The sequence below is a fragment of the Planomonospora sp. ID82291 genome (assembly GCF_015711645.1).
In the GTDB taxonomy this organism is placed as follows: Bacteria; Actinomycetota; Actinomycetes; order Streptosporangiales; family Streptosporangiaceae; genus Planomonospora.
Map to the genome: position 1 here is coordinate 1,379,871 of NZ_JABTEX010000001.1, position 21,589 is coordinate 1,401,459.

Sequence of the window (21,589 nt, forward strand, 5' to 3'; positions counted from 1 at the left end):
AACATGGCACGATCATTGGTGATCAAAGTGACCGCGGGCGCGGACGCCCCGGAGCGCTGCAACCAGGCGTTCACGGTGGCCGCGGCGGCCCTGGCGAGCGGGGTCCCCGTCTCCCTCTGGCTGACGGGCGAGGCGTCGTGGTTCGCCCTGCCCGGCCGGGCCGAGGAGTTCACCCTGCCCCACGCGGCCCGGCTCGGCGACCTGCTCGACGCGGTGCTCGCCGGGGGCCGGGTGACGTTGTGCACGCAGTGCGCGGCCCGGCGGGACATCACGGTGGACGACGTGATCGAGGGGGTCCGCATCGCGGGCGCCCCCACCTTCGTCGAGGAGGCCCTCGGCGACGGCGTCCAGGCGCTCGTCTACTGACGCCTACCGGCGGGCCGGCGACCACCGCTCCGGGCCGCCGACAAGCCCCGCCTGCCCGGCCGATCGACCGAGCGGGCGGGCAGGTGAGCGGGCGGCCCTGATCACGCCTGACCGCCCGTGACCGGAAGCTCAGGCGGGCCGGACCGCGGTGAGCCGCTCCTGGCGGAGCCGCTCGAACCAGGTGTCGTCGATCGGCGGGAGCTGCGCGCCGACCGCCCAGGTCAGCAGCAGGTCCGCCAGGCCCGGGTTGCGCGCCAGCGCCGGACCGTGCAGGTAGGTGCCGACGATCTTCCCGGCGTAGCAGCCCTCGGTCCCGTCGCCGTTCCCGGTGCCGACCACCGTACGGGAGAGCGGGCGCACGCCCGGGCCGAGCCGGGTGACGCCCATGTGGTTCTCGAACCCGGTCAGGACCGGGATCCCGAGCGCCGGGTCGGCCTCCGCGACGAGCTCGCCGACCGCGCGGGCGGCGCCCCGGCCGCTGGCGATGTCGAGCAGCCCGATGCCGTCCACCGGCTGCCCCTCCTCACCGCCGAACGTGCTGCCCATGATCTGGTAGCCCGCGCAGACCGCCAGCAGGGCGGCGCCCCGGGCGACGGCCCGGTGCAGCCCGCCGTCGCGGCGCAGCCGCTCGGCCGCCAGGATCTGCGGCCGGTCCTCGCCGCCGCCGATCAGGTAGACGTCGCCCTGCTCGGGCACCGGATCGGCCGAGCGCACGTGGACGGTCTCGACCGCGATCCCGCGGCGCCGGGCTCGCTGCTCCAGGACCAGGACGTTGCCCTGGTCCCCGTAGGTGCTGAGCAGGTCCGGATAGATCCAGACAAGACGCAGGACGCTGTCAGACGGCACGACCGAACTCCGATCGGATCTGCTGGAAGGCGGTGTAGTTGGCGATCACGTCGACCTTGCCCGGCGGCTGGACCGCGAGCGCGTGCCCGAAGGACTCCGTCAGCTGGAACGGCACCTCGGCCACGTCGAGCCGGAGGGCGAGGTCGAGCCGGCGCTCCCCGGTCACGTAGACCGGCCTGCCGCGCAGCACCCGGTAGTCGACGTCCCACAGCCAGGAGGTGTCGCGGCCGTCGGGGCCCTGGGCGTTCACCGAGAGGATCACCGGCAGCGCCGGGTCGAGCACGTCGAACGCCTCCAGCCAGCCCGCCGGGTTCTTCGCCAGCAGCAGCCGGGCCTGGCGGCCCTCGCGCTCCACCGTGGTGTAGCGGCCGGCCACCGAGGTGACCTCGGCCAGCCGGGGCAGCGCCCGCTGGACGGGGAGGCCGAACGCCTCCGCGGTGGCCAGCGCGACCACCGCGTTGGCCCGGTTGGCCCGGCCGGGCAGCCGGATGTCCAGCGGCCAGCGCTGCCCGCGAGGGTCGACCACCGTCTCGCCGTCGAGGAACCAGGTCGGGGCGGGCCGCCGGAAGGAGCACTCGCGGCACGCCCAGTCGTTCTCCGCCAGCCCGCCGCCCGGAGCAGCGGGGCTCGCCGGGGAGCCCGGGGCCGCGGGAACGCTCCCGTCCGCCTGCCGTACGGCGACGCCGGGCGCGTGGCCGCCGGGCGGGACGTAGTCCATCCCGCCGCGGTCGAGCGGACCGCCGCACTCGGGGCAGCACCAGGAGTCCTCCTTCCACGGCTGCCCGACCGAGACCCAGGTCACCCGGGCGGCGGTGGACGCGCCCCAGGCCACCAGCGGGTCGTCCGCGTTGGCGATCACGTGGGTGTTCCTGGCCACCAGCGCGCGGCGCCACTTCTGGGCCAGCAGCCAGATCTCGGCCGCCCGGTCCATCTGGTCGCGGCTGAGGTTCATCAGGACCACCACGCCCGCGCCGGTGGTCTCGATCACCTCGGGGAGGTACTTCTCGTCGACCTCCAGCACGCCGTACGGCGCGTCCTTCGCCGACGAGAGCGCGGACACGTGGCCGGCGGGCATGTTGGCGCCGAAGGCGTTGGTGGCGACGCCGCCGAGCTCCTGCAGAGCGGAGGTGATCAGCCGCGTCGTGGTGGTCTTGCCGTTGGTCGCGCTCACCAGGGCGAGCCTGCGGTCCTGGGCGAGCTTGCGCAGCAGGTCCGGCTCCAGGGCCAGGCCGACCCGGCCGCCGATCACCGATCCGTCGCCGCGTCCGGTCGCCCGGGACAGCGTCGCGGCCGTCCGGCCGAGAGCACTCGCGAGCTGCGCCCGCAGCGGAAGCTGAGTCATGCCGCCGATCCTAGCCGGGGATGGGCGGGGCGACCGCCCGCGCGGCCGCCTGCACGAACACCGCAGAACGCCCGCGCACCCCCGCGGATCTCCATCGGATCTCCGCGGGAACCGCCCGACGCCCGACCCGTGGCGCCCGCCGTACGATCCCACCGCACGGCCCCGTCACGCGGCGCCCGTCACGCGGCGCCCGTCACTCGGTGAAGGCGAGCTCCACCGCGTCGGACGACTCGGCGTCGAACGGGAGCACGAACCGGTTCGGCCAGGACAGCACGGTCTCCAGCCAGCCCGCTCCCATCGTCTGCGCGACGTGGCGCAGCCGCTCGGCCGGGTCGATCCCGATCGTGACGGTCAGCACGTCGCGCTCCACGCCCTCGTGCTCGTCGTCGCCCAGCAGGACCCGCCAGGCGAGCGTCCGGTTCCGATCGGCCTCCATGGAGAGCGGGTGGTGCCGGAGCGCCCGGGCGCGGTGGCCGAGCAGTTCCTCGCCGCCGGCGGGACGGTCGAACAGGGGGTACTCCATGGCCGGCGCGGGACCGCGCGGGTTCGGGGCCGCCTGCCCGTAGGGGAAGAGCCGCTCCACCTCGTGCAACCACCGGACCTGCGGGATCACCCAGGCGGGTCCGGGCCGCTCGCCGGGCTTGCGGTCGGGCCCCAGCAGCCGGGCGGCGGCCTCGGCGGCCTGCTCGGTGAGCAGGGCCGGGTCGGCGACCGTGCGCAGCGCCCACGCCCGGCGGGCGACGGCCCGCTCCACCGCCGTGGCCAGCAGGCACTCGCGCCGCCGCGCGGGCAGCTCCGCCCAGAGCCCCGCCAGCGCCCGCGGCACGCCCGGCACGGGCCGGTTCACGCAGAACGCCAGCACCAGCGTGTCGGCCCAGATCCGCAGCCAGGCCCACTCGGGGGCGTCGGCCAGCAGGTCGGCCTCGCGGATCTCGACCAGCGTGCACGCCCGGCCGCTCCGGCACTCCTGGCCGCAGGCCACCGAACGGCGGCCGCAGATCGGCGGGGTCTGCCCGGGGGCCGGGTGCTCGCGGTCCTCGCCCAGCGGCACCCGGATCCGCAGCGGCCGGTCCATCCCGTCGGCGAAGACCGCCGCCGTGCCGGGCTGGAGCGAGACGACCTGCCGGGACTGCTCCTCGCTCAGGTTCATCGCGGCGCCGACCAGGCGGCGGTCGTCCTCGGCGGGGAGCCGGTGGACGACCTTCAGCGCGGTGTTCTTCACCACGTCGGCGACCAGCTTGGTGGGGATCTGCTCGGCGACCACGATGCCCTCGCCGTACGCGCGGATCTCGGCGAGCATGCCGGCCAGCAGCTCGACCGCGTGCGTGCTGGCCCGGCCCGCGCCCCGGTCGCGCAGCAGCCGGTGCGCCTCCTCGATCACGATCACGTGCTGCAGCCCGGAGGTCTTCGACGACCGGGCCCGCATCCGCAGGTGCTCCACGATCCGGATGATCAGCGTGCCCATCAGGAACGCCTTGTCCTCGTCGTTGGCCACGTCCTCGATGGCCAGCACGACGTTGCGCCGGAGCAGGTCGCCGATGTCGGCGGGGTGGCCGCCCTCGAAGAAGCGCCCGGCCGAGCCGACCCGCAACGAGCGCAGCCGCAGCGCGATGAAGCCCTCGACGTCGGCCTGGACCTCCCGGCCGTAGCCGATCTCCTTGATCACGTCCATCGCGTGCCGCTGCAGCTGCTCCAGGGTCGGCACGGCGGGCTGCACCGCCGCCCCCGGGGCCGCCGCACCGGTGACCACGTCCCAGCCGTTGGCCTCGTAGACCCGCTGCAGGGCGAGCGACATGATCTGCGGGAACGGCTCCTCGGCGTCGAAGGCCGCCATGAACAGCGCCCGGACCATGTCGATGTGGGCCTGGACCGGGTAACCGGGCTCCGGCGCGAGCGGGTTCACGCTGAACGGCACGGTGTCGGGGTCCGACGGGTTGATCACGGTCACCGGGGCGAGGTGCTCGATCCGGCCGCCCATCGCGGCGTACTCGGACTTGGCCGGCTCGATCGCCAGCCAGGGGATGCCCGCGCCGGTGAGCTCCTCCAGCAGGTGGCGGACCGTCTGGGACTTGCCGGAGCCGGTGGCACCGGTGACGAACGCGTGCCGGTTCAGGGTGGCGAGCGGGACCCGGAACGTGCCCACCGCGCGGTCCTGGCCGTCCACGATCGTCCCGAGGTCGACCGAGGGCTCCCCGGCGGACGCGTCGGCCTCGCTGGTCACGTCGAAGAAGCCCGCCTCGACCACCCGGACGCCGGGCACCTCCCGGCGGGGCAGCCCGGCCAGCGCGGCGAGCGTCCCGGCGGTGGCCGCGAAGGGCGCGGCGGCGCCGTCGGCGGGGTCCTGCAGGGTCGTGGTGAGCGCGTCCGTGAAGCCGCAGGGCGGGGCCGACAGCGCGCTGCGCAGGCGGTAGGGGTGGTGGCCCAGTTCGGCGGAGCCGACCAGCACCGGAGCGATCTGCCGCAGCTCCTCGGGGCCGGCCGCCCCGGCCAGCACCCGGACGTTCCAGAGCCCGGCCTCGCGGAAGGTGTCGAGCTCCTGCATGCGCCGCTCGGCCCGCTCGGCGTCGTAGCGCGAGCGCTCGGAGGCGTCGCCGTACTGGCGCAGCACGTTGAGCTGGGTGCGCAGGTGGGCCACCTCGGCGTCCAGCAGGTCGGTGGGCTCGGCCACCACCAGCCAGGCGAACGGCCGGGACATGAGCGTGACCAGCGTGGACTCGAACAGGGTGGGCCGGGTGACCTCGTCGGCGTCGGCCTCGCGGCGACCGCCCAGCGGCGGCGCCTGCCGTCCCGGGCAGGTCGTCCAGACGAGGTCGGTCAGGTCGCGCAGCCACTCGTCGCCGATCCGCACGCCGCGGGCGCCGCCGGGGAACAGCAGCGGCTCGGCCTCGGCCGTCCGCCGCCCGTGCTCGGCGGTGACGGCCCGGCGGGGCGCGCGCGGCGGGGTCAGCGGTCCGGCGTTGGTGAGCAGCTCCAGCGGGGCGCCCGCGCCCCGGGAGAGCCAGCCGATCACGAAGGGCCGTCCGCGCTGGGCCGCGGAGAGCACGGCGGGCAGGACGGTGACGAAGTCCCACTCGGCCGACGAACTGCGCGAGGGCGCCGCGATCGCCTGGATCCGGTACCACGGACCGGCCAGGGTGTGCGGAAGACGGGATACGCTCTGCTGCTGCATGTGGTCTCCACCCGGGGCCCCCGGCTCCGAGCCGGGGGGTCGACGCTTCACCGATCGCTCCGCCGTGCTGGGCGAGGCCTCGCGACAGCACTACGGTCGAACCTCACTCTGACCGGCACCCCGGCATTGACCACTCCATTACCCTGTCCGCACCCTTCGTTGACGCGCCCGCGCGTTTCACCGGAGCCCGGCCCACCGCGCCACCGTCACCGCGCCGCCGCACCACCGTCACCGTCACCGCGCCGCCGCACCACCGTCACCGTCACCGCGCCGCCGCACCACCGTCACCGTCACCGCGCCGCCGCACCACCGTCACCGTCACCGCGCCGCCGCACCACCCCGGCCCGCCGCGCCGCCGTCACCGCCCTCGGTCCGCCGCCGCGCCGCCGCCGCGGGCTCACTGCCGTCTGCGCCAGTCGAGCCGGGGCGGCGGCGGGCCGAGGTTGGGCGGGGCGTCCTCGAAGGGGTTCGGCTCGCGGTCCGGATCGCGCGGCCGGTCCTCCCGCGCCGCGAAGGGCTCCAGCAGCCGCTCGCGGATCTCCTCGAACTCCCCCAGCGTCGTCTTGGGGAAGGTGAGGATCGCCGGGTTGGCGTCGGCCAGCCGTACCCGGCGGCCCTGCGCGGTGGCGTCGGTGACGATCACCGACGTGGTGGGGAGCTGCTGGAGCTGGTGCGGCTCGACGAGGAACTCCCGGGAGCGGTGCAGCACCCGCTCGGTGTCGCCCAGCGCCTTGGTCGCCCGCCGCCCCCACTCGGTGGACTCGGTGATGTCCTCCTTCAGGTCCGCGTGGCCGGTGGCGTGCACGTCCCCGTCCTCGTCGGTCTGGCCGACCGTGGAGGTGTAGCCCCCGTCGAGCCCCGCGCCCGCGGCGCTGATGGTCTCGGTGAGCTGGGCGAGCTCCAGCCGATGCTCGGTGCCGACGTGCTCGCTGGCCACCCGGGCGTCCTCGGCGTTGCCCAGCCGCATGAACGCCACCGCCGCGTGCCCCCGGCCCAGCCGCTCCCGCACGGTCGGCGTCAGCGACCGGTAGGTCAGCACCAGCCCCGTTCGGGAGGTCTCGCAGGCGTCCATCAGCCGGTCGAGCACGTCGCCGCGGAGCTTGTCCGCCCCGGCGACGATGATCGTGTGGTACCAGGGCCGCTCCGAGCCGGGCGACTGGCGCAGGATGTGGGTGAGCGCGGTGGCCACGTAGGTGCCCAGCACCCGGTTGCCGAACACCCCGGCCTGCCGGTCCATGGAGACCACCCGCAGCCGCGCGGGCGGGAGCCGTACGGCCTCCGAGCCGAGCGTCTCCAGCTTGCGCAGCTGCGACTCCAGCGCCCAGGCCCGCTCGATCACCACCCGGTCGCTGACCCCGCGGCCGAACAGCGTGCCGATCCGCTCCAGCTGGGTGGCGGTGATCAGGCCCAGGCGCAGGTCCTCGCGGGGGTCGCCCACCTGGGCCAGCGCCCGCAGCGCGGCGGTCACCTGGTTGATCGTGGCGTTCGTGCCGAGGACCTCCAGGACCCGCTCCAGGATCGCGTTGTCGAAGGACAGGTCCCGGGTGGTGCGGTGCTCCTCGCTGACGCTCACCACGTGGGCCAGGACGTCGGCGAAGGCCTCGGGCGCGAGCGTCGCCCCCAGGTCCAGCCGGGGCAGGTCCACCGGGAGCACCCAGACCAGCGGGTCGTCGCCGCCCCGGCGGGCCAGCTCGATCAGGTCCTTGGCGATCGCGCCCTCGGACAGGTCGAGCACGGTCAGATGGCCGCCGCTGTAGAGGCGGGTCGCGCCGAGCAGGGTGATCAGGGCCGACCAGCCGGGCAGCGTGCCGCCGGCCACGTCGAGGCGGTCGATCTCGTCGGGGACGGTCACCGCGTACCAGGTGAGCTGGCGGTCGTAGCGCTCCTTCTGCTCCGCCCACTCGCGGTAGCGGGCGGCGTGCTCCTCCTGGGCGAGGAAGAGCTCCCGGTCGCGCTCCTGCCGCCGCCGGTCCACGGCGCTCCTGCGCTCCTCGATCCGGTGGCGGACCGCCCGGTCGCCCTGGTGGACCGCGTAGGTGCAGAACCCGGCGACGCCGAGGGATGCCGCCAGCCCGACCGCGGCGAACGACCAGTCCAGCAGCCCGGTGGCGGAGACCCCGGCGACGAGGAGGGCCAGGGCGATCATGAACCCGCGGACGATCTTCACCGGCCGGTTGAGCAGGTCCTCGTTGAGCCGCTCGCGGCGCACCCATTCGGGGTCGATCTCGAAGGCGGGGTCCTCGACGGGGGACGGCCGCCGGGGCGCCGGACCGGGGTCCGGATGCAGCAGGGCATACTGCCAGCCCAGGTAGATCCGGTCCGCCTGGAGCTGCGCATGCTCAGGATGCACGTCCGCCACGGAACCTCCGCCGTCGGGCTCTCGTCCGCCTCCGTGACAGCGTATGAGCTGGACCTGCCGTAGGGGCGGCGTTCCGACCAATCCGCTGCATTTTCCGCTCGTTCATCGTGACATGTGGGATGAATGAGTCGGACGGTACTGAGATCAGCGATTACCATCCATTGTCATGACGTCTCCCCCCGGCGGCGGTACCTCACGGCGACGCCCCATCGCGGTGCCCGTCACCGCCCTGGTCCTCTCCGCCGCCCTGGGGGTCACCGCCGCCCTGGGCGGCTTCTCCGATGCCTCCAACGAACCTCCCAAGCAGCTCGGCCCGGGGGCCGTCGTCGATCAGAAACAGTTTCTCACCAAGTTCGTGACGACGCGGACCGTTTTCCAGCCGGACGAGTACGGTCCCGGGGGCAAGCGGTTCCTGGAGGTCGAGCTGGAGGTCACGAACAAGGGCGACGAGACCACCGGCACGGGGTCGCCCGGTCCGAAGGGCTTCTTCTTCGCCAAGGGCCTGCTCGCGATGAACCCGGCGATCGCCTCCGACGGCGGTCCCATCGTGAACATCGCCGACGAGGGGGTGCCGAGCAGGCAGCTGCATCCGGGCATGGCCTCCACCGTCGTGCTCCGCTACGAGCTGCCCGAGGGGCAGGAGCCTCCGGAGAAGGTGCGCTTCGACGTCGGGACGTTCGAGTTCCAGGAGCAGTTCACGGTCTCCCCGGGCAGCTGGACGCTGGAGCGGGACGGGGAGGCGGACGACTCCCCGCCGAAGGTCGTGGCGCAGGTCACCCTGCCCGTCGAGGCGCCCGTCGAGGCGCCCGCCGAGCGGGGGGAGGAGGGCTGATGAGCGCCGCGCCTCCCATGGACCAGGCGAGCCCGGCCGCCGCGTCCGAGTCGCGGACGGGCCGTCGCCGTCCGCCCCGGCGGCCGGGCCGGATGCGCCGGGCGGGCGCCCTGCTCGCCGGGCTCTCCCTGGCCGCCGCCGCGGTGGCCCTGCAGTCCACCGCCCTGAGCGCCGAGGAGCGGAGCGCCGCGCTGACCTGGACCGGCGGCCTCGGCGAGGAGGTCGTCGCCTCGCGCTTCTCCGCCCGGGTGAAGGGGGTGTACGGCGCGCGGTCCGTGCAGACCACGGACGCGTCCGACAAGGTGGAGAAGGCCACCACCTCGGGGATCTTCGTCGTCGTCACGCTGGAGGCGACCGCCCACCGGGAGCCGCAGCAGTTCGCGGCCCCGGTGCTGCTCACCGACGACGACAAGCGCTACCAGGCCACCGACAAGGTCGACTCCTCGCTGACCATCGTCAACCCCTACATCCAGCCGGGCTGGTGGACCGAGGGCGTGGCGGTCTTCGAGGTCCCGGTCAGCGCGCTGACCGGCTCCCGGATCGTGCTCCCGCTGAAGAACGGGTTCATCGGGGAGACCTACCAGCCGGAGGTGGAGGTCGACCTGGGCCTGGACGAGGCGGGCACGCAACGCCTGATCGCCGATGCGAAGGACGTCTACCCCTTGACGAGTACGCAGTGACCGGCACCCCGGCCCCGGAGAACGCGGGCCTTCCGGACCGGTCCGCTCCCGGGCGGGAGGAGCCGTCCGCCGACGCCCCCCGGCGCTCCCACGGCCGGCCCTACGGCGAGTCCCCCGAGGGCGAGCCCTACCGCGGCGCCCCCTGGCCCGCTCCCGGCGCCTGGCCCGCCCCGCCGGAGACCCACCCCGGGCACCCGTCCGGAACCCCGGCCCCGCCGGACCCCGCCTTCGGGCACCCGGTCGCGGCCCCGCCTCCGCCCGCGCCTCCGGTCGCGGCCCCGGCAGCGCAGCCGGTCGCGGCCCCGGCAGCGCAGCCGGCCGCCGCGGAACCGCAGCCCGCCGGTCTGCCCTGGATGCCCGCCCCCCGGCAGGTCTTCCCCGACGAGCAGGTCTGGCCTCCCGTGCCCCGGCCCGCGCGCGAGTCGCCGGGGTCGTCCACCCAGCCCTTCCCCGCGGTCCCCACGCCTCCGCTCCCGCGGCGCGCCGCCCCGACGGCGGGTGGTCCCGCTCCGACGCCGGGTGGTCCCGCTCCGGTGACCGCCGCGGCACCGGCGGCGGCCTCCGCCGCGGGCCTCGCGGCCCCTCCGCCCGTCTCCCGGCCGGACGCCTCGGAGACGTGCGAGGAGACCCCTCCGGCGGCCGGGACCGCCGTCCCCGCGCCGCGACGCCGTACGGCGCTGCGGTTCGGCGGGCTGCTCGTCGCGGTCGCCCTGGCCGTCGGGATCCCCACCTGGGAGGGCTACGGCTTCTACCGGTCCGGCATTCCCGCGCTGCGCTTCCACATCGTGGAGCCCGGTGACAGCGGCACGCTCATGCACGTGGCCTGGCGGGCGGAGGTCGAGCCGGCGGACAGCCTGCCGGGACTGGGGAAGGCCAAGCCCGGCCGGAAATGGCTCAAGATCACGGTGAGTCGGACGTCCCTGAACACCGAGGGGGTGATCCGGCGCGGCGAGCCCACGATCAAGGCCGTTCACCCCGACGGCCGCAGTTGGCAGGTCCTGATCGCCGACAACGACCTCCCCCTGGAGGTCAAGGAGCACAAGGTCGGCACCGCCTACCGCTACAACGCCGTCAGCGTGGTGCCGCAGGAGGTCGCCGACGAGGTCGAGGTCCACGTCGTCCCCAGCACGATCCGCGTCCCGCTGGAGGAGGAGAGCGTGGAGCAGCTGTTCAAGCGCGCCGGCACGGAGAAGACCGAGCCCCGGGACCGGGTGCTGCTGTTCAGGCGGTGAGCGCCTGCCCGGCCTCACGGCTGCGGGTGGCCGCGATGTCGAACGTGGCCGCCAGCAGGCAGACCGTCAGCACGCCGACGACCAGGTCCACGGTGAAGGCCACGGGGGTGTCGAACAGCGTCCAGAAGAAGGGGAAGTCGCTGCCGACCAGCGCCCGGATGCTCCGGTCCGCGTAGTCGGCGCCCACCTGGAGGGCGACGTAGCACAGGCAGAACACGCCGAACAGCGCCGCGCCGCCGCGGGAGGCGAGCCGGAAGGCGTTGACCGGCGGGATCCAGCGGTCCCGGAACCCGACGGTGGCCCCGATCATGGTCGTGCGGGTCAGGACGTGCGTCCGCTCCACCCGGTCGGCGACCCTCTCCAGACGGGTCCCCCGGACGACCGCGCGCGTGTCCTCGGCGAAGGCGCCGTAGACGAGCGCGGCCACGGCCAGCCAGGCGAGCGGCTCGATCAGCGCGTCCACGAGGAGCGGCCAGAGGTCGCCGACGCCCTCCCAGAACCCCTTCCACCACGGGAGGGTCTTCTCCAGGTCCTCGAACCGGTCCTTGACCGCGGTCACGACGGCCCGATCGTCCAGCCAGTCCGACCGCGACGCGGCGAAGGCGAACAGCGCGGTGAGGCCGTAGTAGGCGAAGCCCAGCTCGAAGAAGGCGGTCAGCACGCCGCCGCCCCGCACCTTGCCGTTCATGTACAGCCAGGCGGACAGCGTCTTGAGGATGTAGGCCGCCACCGCGATCCCGGCGGAGATCCGGACGTCCAGCCCGATGAGGATGGTGCCCGCCTCACCCTCGATCCCGGCCAGCGACCCCTGGAGGTCCTGGTCGATCCGCTTCATGATGTCCAGGGAGGTGAACTCCTGGGCGTCCTCCCGGTGGAAGCTCCACGCCAGGTAGATCGTGGCGAAGAGCAGCGTGGTCCGGTTGAGCGCGCCGAACAGGCTCTCGTCCGCCCCCTCGTCCTCGGACCTGCGTACCCGGATCTCCCGGAGCGCGCCGCGCACCGCGTGCAGCATGCCGACCATGACGACGAGTTCGTTCAGCACGATCAACGTGAAGATCAGCGTCGTGATGACGAGCCGTACCTGCCGGTGGTCGCCGTGCGCCAGTTCGGTGCCCGCCCACATCAGCGCCGCGCGGACCGCCCGTCCGGCGGAGAACCAGAGCACCAGCGAGAGCGCGCAGGCACCGAAGATCCTGAAGGTGTGCAGAGGCAGCGAGTACGCCGTGAGCCGGGTGGGTGCCCGCCTGGCGGCCGGCGGCGGTGCGGCCTGCGGGGCGGACGGGGACGATGAGGGCGCAGCAGACGTTCCGGACACCTCACGAATCGTAGCGACCCCTCGCCCCGCACCACAGCCGAACACCGCCCCGCACCACAGCCGAACACCGCCTCGCACCACAGCCGAACACCGCCTCGCACCGCACCGCGGAACACCGGGGACGGCCCTTCGGAAGGGCCGGAGTCCTTCCGGAGCGCCGGAGGACGGTCCTCCGGAAAGCAGAGGACCGTTCCCGCGGACCCGGAGGACGGTCCTCCGGAAAGCAGAGGACCGGCGTCCCTCACCGAGGAGGGACGCCGGTCCTTTTCCCGCCGAGCGGTCCGGACACCGCGCGGTTCAGACGACCGCGCGGCCCCGTCCGCGGCTCGTCCGCGGCTCGGTCAGACGGCCACGGCCAGCTGGGTGACCTCGCCGAGGCGGGCCTGGGCGGGGACGTCCTTGGTGACGCCGCCGCCCGCGATGATGCGGACGGTCCAGTCACCGGGAGCGGCGAAGAAGCGGAAGACGCCCTCCTCGGAGACGACGACCTCGCCGGTGAACTCACCGGAGTGGTCCAGCAGGCGGGCGTAGGCGGTGCCCGCGCCCGTCACGACGCCCTGGATGACGGCCTGGGTCGACAGGTCGATCCCGGCGGGAACGGCGGCGGTCTGCTCCGGTGCTGCGCAACCCTGGGTGCTCATCGGGCCTCTCCCAACTCGACCGGCACGCCCACGAGCGAGCCGTACTCGGTCCATGATCCGTCGTAGTTCTTGACGTTGGCCTGCTCCAGCAGCTCGTGCAGCACGAACCAGGTGTGCGCGGAGCGCTCACCGATGCGGCAGTAGGCGATGGTGTCCTTGCCGAAGTCGACGCCGGCGCCCTCGTAGAGGGACTTCAGCTCCTCGTCGGACTTGAAGGTGCCGTCGTCGTTCGCGGCCTTGGACCACGGGATGCTGCGGGCGGTCGGCACGTGGCCGGCGCGCTGCGCCTGCTCCTGCGGGAGGTGGGCCGGGGCGAGCAGCTTGCCGGTGAACTCGTCGGGCGAGCGCACGTCGACCAGGTTGAGCTTGCCGATCGCGGCGAGCACGTCGTCGCGGAAGGCGCGCAGGCTCGTGTCCTGCTCCTTGGCCGTGTACCGGGTGGCCTGGCGCTGCGGCACCTCGGTGACCAGCTCGCGGGAGTCGAGCTCCCACTTCTTGCGGCCGCCGTCGAGGAGCCTGACGTTCTCGTGGCCGTAGAGCTTGAAGTACCAGTAGGCGTAGGCGGCGAACCAGTTGTTGTTGCCGCCGTAGAGCACCACGGTGTCGTCGTTGGCGATGCCGCGGGCCGACAGCAGGGCCTCGAAGCCCTCGCGGTCCACGAAGTCGCGGCGGACCGGGTCCTGGAGGTCGTCCCTCCAGTCGATCTTCACGGCGCCACGGATGTGGCCCTTGTCGTATGCGCTGGTGTCCTCGTCGACCTCGACGAGAACGACACCAGGGGTGTCGAGGTTGGCCTCGACCCAGTCGGCGTCCACCAGTGCGGCGGAACGGCTCATTGGGATTCCTCCGGGATCATCTTGCGGCGGGCAGTAGGCGGCGAATGATCAAATACGTCTCGCAGCCGAGGCAGAAGCCGAATGCGGCGTTGAGAAAGGCGGCGAACAGGGCCGCGGCGGTGGCGCCGAGGGCCAGCGGCGCGATCTGTGTTGCGTGTCCGACCAGGGCCGCCAGGGCGAAGGCGAGTCCGACCAGTTGCGCGAAGCGCGGCGGCCGGGCGTCCTCCAACTCCCTGGGAGGGCTCTTCACAATCCCCTTGAAAACCATTCCGTACGGCGAGGCGCCGACGGCGCCCAGCGCGAACACCGCGGTCTGGGCCGCCAGCAGCCACACGCTGTCCGTGATGAGGACGAGCGCGAGGACGACGGCGGTCACGGTCGCGGCGAAGCGAAGGGCTCTGGGATCAGCCTGCATCGTGCGATGCTCCTGAAGGGTCGTGCAGATCGGGTGCGGCCGGAGCCGCTTGGGATCGCCCTCAGGAAACGCGACAGAGCGCGGTGGCGACGCGGCAGAAGTCGACCGCGCGCCGCTTCGTCAGCAGCTCTGTCATGGGGTGCATGGCGATGACATTACCCCGGCGTCCCGCTATCTGTCACATCCCTGTCCAATTCCTGAGACAAGGTGATCCGGAAGGCGATAGGGTGCCCCGCTCACTCACCGATGGCGAGACCCAGTGCCCCGATGACGTCGGCCTTCCGTGGCTGGCCCGAGGCACGTTTCACCACATACCCCGACCGGTCGAGGATAAGCACGGTGGGGGTGCGCAGGATGTTCAGGGAGCGGACCAGCTCCAGCCGGGACTCGGCGTCGATCTCCACGTGCGCCGTTCCGGGGACCATGTCCGCCACCTCGGCGAGGATCCGGCGGGTGGCCCGGCACGGCAGGCAGAACGCGCTGGAGAACTGCACCAGCGTGGCGCGCTCGCCCAGCTCCGCACCGAGGTCGTCCGGAGTCATCCGCTGCACGTCGCCCCTCACCTCGCGCGGCACGCCGCCGCGCCGCCGCAGCACCGCGCCCGCGAGCGCGGCCGCGGCGAGCGTCACCAGCACCACCGTCAGACCGGTCATCGGGCAGGACAACACCTGCCCGCGGCGGGCCATTCCCGGCGCGGAGCACGTCCCGGTCCGGCCCGGGGCGTGGCCCGGCCCGGGGCGGGATCACCGCCCGGCGGACGGGAGCCGTACCCGGGGCGGGCGCGGGGACGCGGGTCAGCGGGCCCGGACGACGAGCAGCACCCGGCCGCCGACGGTGGCCAGCTCGAACCTGTCGACGCCGCCCGGCGGGATGGTGACCGAGCCCCGGAAGGGGCCCGACTCCTCGTAGGCGGCCCGGTCGACGGTCCAGCTCCCGGCCGTCTCCCGGTTCCCGGCGGCGTCGACCGCGTCCAGCCGGAGCCGGGTGCCCTCGGCGACCCCGGAGACCACCACCTCGACGGCGGTCGCCCCCCTCCCGGGCACGGCGGTCACCCGGGCCCGGACGGCTCCGCTCCTCCCCGTGCTGACCAGCGGTTCCTCCGGGGCGTCCAGCATGATCCGCGGACCGGGCGACTCACCGGGCGAGGCCTGCACGGCCGCGTCCGGGGAGACTTCGCGCGCCTTGCGGGAGGCGTCGTCGTCGCGCAGCGTGCCCGCCGCGTCCTCCTCCGAGGCTCCGTCCCGCGAAGCCTCGAAGGCTCCGTCCCGCGAAGCGCCGGGAGCGGTGGACGGAGCGGAGGCCCCGGAGTCGGGGGCGGAGGCCGCCGACATCTCCGGCGCGCCCCGCTCCACCGCCGTCCAGACGGTCCCGCCGACCCCGGCCAGCACGACCGAGGCCGCCACCGCGAGCAGCGCCCGCGTCGTCCGGCGGCGCCGCCTGGTCCGGGCGTCGAGCAGCCGGTCGAGCACCGCGCGCGGCGGGCTGGCCACCTGGACCACGTCCTCCTGGGACACCCGGCCGAGGAACCCGGCGACCCCGGCCAGCTCCTCCGCCTCCGCGCGGCACTCCCCGCACCCGGCGAGATGCGCCCGCACCGCGGCGTGCTCCTCCGGCTCCAGCGCTCCCAGGGCGTACACCCCGAGCGACATCCGCGCCTCGTCACAGTTCATCGTCATGGCGCGAGCCCCCGCTCCTCCAGCGCCAGTTTGAGCGCGCGCAGCGCGTAGTACGTGCGCGACTTCACCGTCCCGGCGGGGATGCCGAGCGCCTCGGCCGCCTCCTTGACCGACTTCCCCTGGTAGTAGACCTCGGTGAGCACCTCACGGTGCTCGAGCCGGAGCGCGGCCAGCGCCTCGGCGACCGCCCAGGACTCCACGGCCCGCTCCAGCTCGTCCTCGGCGGGCACCACGGCGAGCGCCTCGTCGCCCGTCTCCGGCGGGCGGGCCCGGCGTGCCCGGTGCTGGTCGAAGACGAGGTTGCGGGCCACCGTGAACAGCCACGCGCGGATCGAGCGCCCGCCGAGCACGTCGGGATGGCGCCAGGCCCGCAGCAGGGTCTCCTGCACGACGTCCTCCGCCCTCCCCGGGTCGCCCGTCAGTCTCAGCACGTAGCCGTACAGCGGCCCGCCGTGCTCGTCGAAGAGCGCCCTGACGAGCTGCTCGTCGGCGGTTCCGGCGTGGCTCACCCCCTCACGACGTACGGCGGGCCGGATCGGTTCAGGCACCTGTCCGGGCAGCGGTTCAGGCATCGGTTCAGGCACCTGTCCGGGCAGCGCCGCACGTCCCGTCCGGTGGCCGGGCCGCCGCCGGACACCGGCGGCCGTCACGGCCCTCACGACCGCCACGACCGTCGCGGTCGGGGCGGTCGGGGCGGTCGGGGCGGTCGGGGCGGTCGGGGCGACCGTCGCGGCGGAGACTCCGGCCCGGCACGGACGGCTCAGTTCTGCAGCGGGACGTCCGCCGCCTCCGCCGTGATCCGCAAGCCCCCGGCCACGGGCGTCACCTCGGTGACCTTCAGGCCGAAGGGGAGGTTCCCGATCGGGACCTCGTAGCGGATGAACCGCTCCGGGTCGGGCACCGTGATGCCGCCGCCCAGGGTGACCTTCTCCGGGGTGAGCCGCAGGCCCTCGTCGGTCAGCTCGATCTTCATCCCGGCCTTCACCGGCACCTTCTGCCCGAGGAAGGTGATCTGTCCCCTGACGTCGAGGCCGGAGGCGGAGACGTCGACCTGCATCCCCTTGGGCGCCCGCTGGTTCAGCGTCGCCTCCGGGACCACGATCGTGCCCACCACCCGCTCGGCGCGCACGTCCACCTGGTCGGCGCGGAGCACCAGGTCGGACAGGGGGGCGGTCACGCCGTACAGGACGGCGTCCACGCCGGACAGCCGGACGCCGGCCACGTTCAGCGCGCCGACCTTCACCTCGACCTCGTCGTAGCGCCCGGCGACGGCCTGGGTCAGGAACGGGATGCCGTGGACGGTCACCTCCGGCGGGGCCGCCAGGTCGTAGCGCGCGGTGGCGCGCGTGGCGATCTCCTTCTCCACCCCGGCGACCGCGACCCTGTCCAGGATCGCGAGGAGAACGAGCAGCAGGATCAGAAAAGCGAGCAGCTTGCGCATCCGACGTCCCGTCATTCGTTTCCGTGTCCGTTCCCGGATCCGGCCAGAGTGCCATCGCGGCGCGTTCCCCGGCAATGCCGCACGAAACGTGAGCCCTGCTCTGTCGACCGGAGCGCCGGTCAGCCGCCGGCGAAGGGCGGCAGCACCTCGACCGTCGCGCCGTCCGGGAGCGCGATCGTCCCGTGCGCCCGGGTGCCCACCGGGTTCCCGTCCACCAGGAAGGACGACCGGCGCGCCACGACGGCCAGCGCCTCCCTGCCCGCTGTGACCTTCGCCACCAGCTCCGCCAGGTCCGCGGCCTCGAAAGGCTCCTCCGCGACGCCCGCCGCCTCCTTCGCCGCCGCCCAGTAGCGGATCCTGCCCCTGGCCATCTGACGACCAACTCCTCCGACGTGCACTCGGTCACCACCCGGTTACGGCGAATCCAACGGGGAAACCCGTGTTCACCAGGTGGACGTCCGCTGGACGCTCGACCCTTCTCGGATATCCTCGCCTACTACGGGACCTGGGCGACGTAGCCCCCGGGTCCTTACGTGTTTTCGTACGGCTACCGCCGGCGCGACGCGGGAAGGAGGCGATCGTGGGAGAGCGGGCCGAGCGCGCCCCGCACGAGAGCCTGCCAATGAGCCCGGCGAAGGAGTGCACGTGAGCAACCTCCTGCTTCTTACCAATGCCCTGCAACCGTCCGCCGAGGTGCTGCCGGCCCTGGGCCTGCTGCTGCACTCGGTCCGGGTCGCGCCCGCCGAGGCGTCCGCGCTGATCGACGCGCCGCCCGCCGACGCCGTCCTGGTGGACGCGCGCCGCGAGCTGGTCCAGGCCAAGAGCCTGTGCCGGCTGCTGCGGACCACCGGTCTCGACTGCCCCCTCATGGTGATCGTCACCGAGGGCGGCCTGGCCGCGATGACCGCCGAATGGGGCGCCGACGACGTCATCCTCGACAGTGCCGGGCCCGCCGAGGTCGAGGCCCGCCTCCGGATGGCCGTGGGCCGGATGAACCTGTCCGCCGCCGAGGAGGTCCCGGACGAGATCCGCAGCGGCGACCTCTCGATCGACGAGGCCACCTACACCGCCCGGCTCCGCGGCCGGGCGCTGGACCTGACCTTCAAGGAGTTCGAGCTCCTGAAGTACCTCGCCCAGCACCCCGGCCGGGTCTTCACCCGGGCCCAGCTGCTCCAGGAGGTCTGGGGCTACGACTACTTCGGCGGCACCCGGACCGTGGACGTCCACGTCCGGCGGCTGCGCGCCAAGCTCGGCGCCGAGTACGAATCACTGATCGGAACGGTCCGCAACGTCGGCTACCGGTTCGTCCCCGAGCGCGGCAACGAGGCCTCCGAGGAGCGCGAGCCGGCCCGCCGCTGAGCCCGCCGCGTCACCGACCCCCGCCGCATCGCTGAGCCCGCCGCGTCACCGCTGAGCCGGCCCGCCTGCGGGCAAGGGGCCCGCCGGATGATCCGGCGGGCCCCTCCGCGCGTTCGCGCCGTCCCGCTCCCCTGCGGCAGGACCGCGGTCCTCCCTACGGCAGGACCGTGATGTGGTTCGCGGCCGGCGGAGCGATCACCGGGTTCGCCGCGAAGTAGGCGGCGAACGCGTCGATGTCGAGCGGGCCGCTCCACACGTCGGTGCCCTCCGTGAAGGCGGCGAAGGCGTCGCCGCCGCCGACGAGGAAGTTGTTGGCGGCGACCCGGATCGTCTGGGCGTCCGTCACGGGGACACCGTCGATCTTGATGTCGGAGACCTTCGAGCCCCACGCCGCGCTCGCGCTGTAGGAGTAGGTCAGGTTCGACGACGGCTGCAGGATCTTGGTGAAGGCCTGGTTGTTGGGGCCGCCGGGGAACTGCTGCTCCAGGAGCGTCTTGAGCTGGGCGCCGGTGAGCGTGACCACCTGCACGAGGTTGTTGAACGGCTGGACCGTGAAGGCCTCGCCGTAGGTCACCACGCCGTCGCCCTCGCCCGCGGGGGAGCTCGGGTAGGTGAGGCTCGCCCGGACGCCGCCCGGGTTCATCAGCGCGATCTGGGCGTTGCCGCCGGTCTTCGCGGCGGCCAGCTGGCCGTCGGCGATGAGGTTGCCCAGCGGGGACTCACCGGAGGGGGCGGCCGTGTTCACGATGTCCGCGGTGATCTTCCCGATCGGCTTGTTCGCGACCGTGGCGACGCGGTCCTTCCAGGTCTGGACGAACGCGGAGATCTCCGGGTCGGGGGCGACGGTCCGGGTCACGACCTGGTTGTCGGCGACCACGGAGGAGCGGACCACGTCACGGGTGCGGACGTCCACCCGGAAGTCGACCTTGGTGATCACCCGGCCGAACGAGCCGCCCTGGCTGTAGAGGCGCTGGTTGCCCTTGGGGTCGGCGACCGTGCACAGGTACGCCTGGTGGGAGTGCCCGCTGAGGATCATGTCGATCTCGGCGTCCACCTGGGTGGCGATGCGGTTGCCCGCGCCGGGCTGGGCGCTGCACGCGTCGGGCGACTGGCCCGCGGTGACCTGGTCGCCCTCGTGCACCAGCACGACCTGCGCCTTGACGCCGACCAGCTTGAGCAGCCGGGAGGCGACGTTGGCCGCCTTGACCTCGTCGACGAACTCCAGGTCCTTGATGCCCTCGGCGGTGACGATGTTCGGGGTGGTCTTGGTGACCAGGCCGATGAAGCCGATCGGCACGCCGTTCATCCAGCGGATGGAGACGGGCGGCAGCGCCGGGACGCCGTACTGCCGCAGCAGGCTGCGGAGCGAGGAGCCGTTCCCGCCGAGCGCGGCGAGCGCGTCCTTCTCGGCGCCGGCGCCGGAGCCGCCCCGCTTGAGGATCACGTTGGCGCCGATGTAGTCGTACTCGGCGCCCTTCCAGGTGCCGGCGGGCGAGCAGCCGTCCACCGGGTGGCAGCCGCCCTTCATGATGCGCCGGAGCTCGGCGTAGCCCTCGTCGAACTCGTGGTTGCCCACGGCCGAGGTGGTGACGCCGACCTTGCCGAGGAACTCGACCGACGGCTCGTCGTGGAAGGCCGCGGAGATCAGCGGGGTGGCGCCGATCAGGTCGCCCTGGGCGACCTTGAGGGTGTTCCTGTCGGTGAGCTGCTTGAGGTGGGTGGCCGCGTAGGCCGCGCCGCCGGCCTCGACCGTGGCGCCGGTCTCGTCGACCATCCGGCCCGAGGACCCGGTCGGGGGCTCCAGGTGGCCGTGGAAGTCGTTGAGGGAGAGCAGGCGGACCGGCACCGTCTTGGCGGGCTTGTTGCCCGCCTCGGCCGGTCCCGTGACGAGCACGAGGCCGGCGGAGGCGAGGACGCCGGCCAGGGCCAACCGCTGGAAGGAACGGGACATCATGAAACACGACACTAGAGCCGTTATCTATGCATCGAATGTCCGCGAGGTAACGATTCATCCGACCGGGGGATGGCATCTTCCGCCATTCCCCGATGATCCCGGGACCCGCCGGGCGTCCTAGAGTCCAGGACATGGATGTGCGTGTGGAACACCGGGAACGACTCGACGAGCGGGAGGTGGCCTCCGTGCTCGCGCTGGTCGAGGCCGCCGCGGAGGCCGACGGGGTCCGCCCCCTCAACGAGCACGCGATGCTGCGGCTGCGTCGCGGCGGCGGCGAGCGCACGGAGGCCGCGCTCCTGTACGCCGGGGAGGACCTCGCGGGCTACGCGCACGTGGACCTGGCGGACCCGGCCGAGGGCCCGAGCGTCGAGCTGGTGGTCCGTCCGGCCTTCCGCCGGCGGGGCCACGGCAGCCTCCTGCTCCGGTCCGTCCGGGACCGGGACCGGAGCGGGAAGGGGGTCCGGATCTGGGCGCACGGCGGCCACCCCGGGGCCGAGGCGCTGGCGAGGTCGCTGGGCCTGGCGAGGGTCAGGTCGCTGTGGCAGATGCGGCGCCCGCTCTCCGGCCCGCACGCGGCCCCCCTGCCCGCGTTCACGCTCCCCGGCGGCGTACGGCTGCGCGCCTTCGACCCGGCGTCCGACGGCGAGGCCTGGGTGGCGCTGAACGCCCTGGCGTTCGCCCACCACCCGGAGCAGGGCGCGTGGACCCTGGAGGACCTGGAGCTGCGCGAGCGGGAGCCGTGGTTCGATCCGGCGGGCTTCTTCCTCGCGGTGCGCGGCGAGCGGCTGGTCGGCTTCCACTGGACGAAGGTGCACGACACCGGCGGCGGGCGGGGGGACGAGCCGATCGGCGAGGTCTACGTGGTCGGGGTGGACCCGGCCGAGCAGGGCGCCGGACTGGGGCGGTCGCTGACCCTGGCGGGCCTGGAGCACCTGCGCGCACGCGGCCTGGCCGAGGTGCTGCTCTACGTCGACGAGGACAACGCCTGGGCGGTCCGCCTCTACCGGGGGCTGGGGTTCACCCGCTGGGCCACGGACGTGATGTACCACGGCTGACCCGCCCCGTCGAGGCCCCTGGGACGGAGACCTCCGGGGAAGACCTCCGGCGGAGACGAGAAGGCGCCGGC

At 73.7% G+C, this 21,589-nt stretch carries 21 protein-coding genes; 6 read left to right on the forward strand and 15 right to left on the reverse strand.

Annotated features, from left to right (window positions below):
- The first annotated feature begins 3 nt into the window (after positions 1-3).
- Positions 4-366: a DsrE family protein gene (locus tag HS045_RS05940; protein WP_189236952.1), complete on the forward strand. Its 363-nt coding sequence runs from the start codon at positions 4-6 to the stop codon at positions 364-366.
- A gap of 129 nt (positions 367-495) precedes the next feature.
- Here the strand turns inward: HS045_RS05940 and HS045_RS05945 are convergent, their stop codons facing one another.
- The 4 genes from HS045_RS05945 to HS045_RS05960 form a co-directional block, all read right to left on the reverse strand.
- A complete protein-coding gene (locus HS045_RS05945; protein WP_196450124.1) occupies positions 496-1,212 on the reverse strand; it encodes a type 1 glutamine amidotransferase in 717 nt (238 codons plus the stop codon).
- The gene (locus HS045_RS05950; RefSeq protein WP_196450125.1) at positions 1,202-2,554 is read right to left on the reverse strand and encodes a MurT ligase domain-containing protein; all 1,353 of its coding nucleotides are present in this window, start codon (positions 2,552-2,554) and stop codon (positions 1,202-1,204) included. Before HS045_RS05950 ends, HS045_RS05945 begins: the two co-directional genes overlap by 11 nt.
- A 193-nt stretch (positions 2,555-2,747) precedes the next feature.
- On the reverse strand, positions 2,748-5,723 hold the full coding sequence (locus HS045_RS05955; RefSeq protein WP_196450126.1) for an ATP-binding protein: 2,976 nt from the start codon (positions 5,721-5,723) through the stop codon (positions 2,748-2,750).
- Between the two features lie 397 nt (positions 5,724-6,120).
- A complete protein-coding gene (locus HS045_RS05960; protein WP_307827394.1) occupies positions 6,121-8,073 on the reverse strand; it encodes a hypothetical protein in 1,953 nt (650 codons plus the stop codon).
- Positions 8,074-8,248: 175 nt separating this feature from the next.
- Here HS045_RS05960 and HS045_RS05965 point away from each other — a divergent pair, with 175 nt between their 5' ends.
- The 3 genes from HS045_RS05965 to HS045_RS05975 are packed head-to-tail and all read left to right on the forward strand — an operon-like array spanning position 8,249 to position 10,826.
- A complete protein-coding gene (locus tag HS045_RS05965) occupies positions 8,249-8,914 on the forward strand; it encodes a hypothetical protein (protein WP_196450128.1) in 666 nt (221 codons plus the stop codon).
- Positions 8,914-9,594, forward strand: a complete 681-nt coding sequence (locus HS045_RS05970) for a hypothetical protein (protein WP_196450129.1) — start codon at positions 8,914-8,916, stop codon at positions 9,592-9,594. The genes HS045_RS05965 and HS045_RS05970 overlap by 1 nt, the downstream gene beginning before the upstream one ends.
- A complete protein-coding gene (locus tag HS045_RS05975; protein WP_196450130.1) occupies positions 9,591-10,826 on the forward strand; it encodes a hypothetical protein in 1,236 nt (411 codons plus the stop codon). Before HS045_RS05970 ends, HS045_RS05975 begins: the two co-directional genes overlap by 4 nt.
- Here the strand turns inward: HS045_RS05975 and HS045_RS05980 are convergent.
- The 10 genes from HS045_RS05980 to HS045_RS06020 form a co-directional block, all read right to left on the reverse strand.
- Positions 10,816-12,141: a hypothetical protein gene (locus HS045_RS05980; protein WP_196450131.1), complete on the reverse strand. Its 1,326-nt coding sequence runs from the start codon at positions 12,139-12,141 to the stop codon at positions 10,816-10,818. The two genes, HS045_RS05975 and HS045_RS05980, sit on opposite strands and share 11 nt — an antisense overlap.
- A gap of 341 nt (positions 12,142-12,482) precedes the next feature.
- Positions 12,483-12,782 carry a DUF1416 domain-containing protein gene (locus HS045_RS05985; RefSeq protein WP_196450132.1) on the reverse strand — a complete coding sequence of 100 codons (300 nt, stop codon included), beginning with the start codon at positions 12,780-12,782 and terminating at the stop codon, positions 12,483-12,485.
- Positions 12,779-13,618, reverse strand: coding sequence for a sulfurtransferase (locus HS045_RS05990; protein WP_196450133.1), 840 nt, complete (start codon positions 13,616-13,618; stop codon positions 12,779-12,781). Before HS045_RS05990 ends, HS045_RS05985 begins: the two co-directional genes overlap by 4 nt.
- 16 nt (positions 13,619-13,634) lie before the next feature.
- Complete coding sequence (locus tag HS045_RS05995; RefSeq protein ID WP_196450134.1) at positions 13,635-14,033, reverse strand: DUF4395 domain-containing protein; 399 nt, start codon at positions 14,031-14,033, stop codon at positions 13,635-13,637.
- Positions 14,034-14,094: 61 nt separating this feature from the next.
- The gene (locus HS045_RS36385; RefSeq protein WP_373293851.1) at positions 14,095-14,178 is read right to left on the reverse strand and encodes an Ms5788A family Cys-rich leader peptide; all 84 of its coding nucleotides are present in this window, start codon (positions 14,176-14,178) and stop codon (positions 14,095-14,097) included.
- A gap of 91 nt (positions 14,179-14,269) precedes the next feature.
- Complete coding sequence (locus HS045_RS06000; RefSeq protein WP_196450135.1) at positions 14,270-14,686, reverse strand: thioredoxin family protein; 417 nt, start codon at positions 14,684-14,686, stop codon at positions 14,270-14,272.
- Between the two features lie 141 nt (positions 14,687-14,827).
- Positions 14,828-15,709: a zf-HC2 domain-containing protein gene (locus tag HS045_RS06005; protein ID WP_230883449.1), complete on the reverse strand. Its 882-nt coding sequence runs from the start codon at positions 15,707-15,709 to the stop codon at positions 14,828-14,830.
- Positions 15,706-16,218: a sigma-70 family RNA polymerase sigma factor gene (locus HS045_RS06010; RefSeq protein ID WP_196450136.1), complete on the reverse strand. Its 513-nt coding sequence runs from the start codon at positions 16,216-16,218 to the stop codon at positions 15,706-15,708. Before HS045_RS06010 ends, HS045_RS06005 begins: the two co-directional genes overlap by 4 nt.
- 251 nt (positions 16,219-16,469) lie before the next feature.
- On the reverse strand, positions 16,470-17,165 hold the full coding sequence (locus HS045_RS06015; RefSeq protein ID WP_196450137.1) for a DUF2993 domain-containing protein: 696 nt from the start codon (positions 17,163-17,165) through the stop codon (positions 16,470-16,472).
- A 104-nt stretch (positions 17,166-17,269) separates the two neighbouring features.
- Positions 17,270-17,521 carry a MoaD/ThiS family protein gene (locus HS045_RS06020; protein WP_196450138.1) on the reverse strand — a complete coding sequence of 84 codons (252 nt, stop codon included), beginning with the start codon at positions 17,519-17,521 and terminating at the stop codon, positions 17,270-17,272.
- Between the two features lie 274 nt (positions 17,522-17,795).
- Here HS045_RS06020 and HS045_RS06025 point away from each other — a divergent pair, with 274 nt between their 5' ends.
- Positions 17,796-18,509 carry a response regulator transcription factor gene (locus HS045_RS06025; protein WP_196450139.1) on the forward strand — a complete coding sequence of 238 codons (714 nt, stop codon included), beginning with the start codon at positions 17,796-17,798 and terminating at the stop codon, positions 18,507-18,509.
- 154 nt (positions 18,510-18,663) lie between these two features.
- Here the strand turns inward: HS045_RS06025 and HS045_RS06030 are convergent, their stop codons facing one another.
- Entirely contained in the window at positions 18,664-20,463 is a 1,800-nt protein-coding gene (locus tag HS045_RS06030) for a bifunctional UDP-sugar hydrolase/5'-nucleotidase (RefSeq protein WP_196450140.1), read from the reverse strand.
- 131 nt (positions 20,464-20,594) lie between these two features.
- Here HS045_RS06030 and mshD point away from each other — a divergent pair, with 131 nt between their 5' ends.
- Complete coding sequence (gene mshD / locus HS045_RS06035; RefSeq protein ID WP_196450141.1) at positions 20,595-21,518, forward strand: mycothiol synthase; 924 nt, start codon at positions 20,595-20,597, stop codon at positions 21,516-21,518.
- The last annotated feature ends 71 nt before the right edge of the window (positions 21,519-21,589 follow it).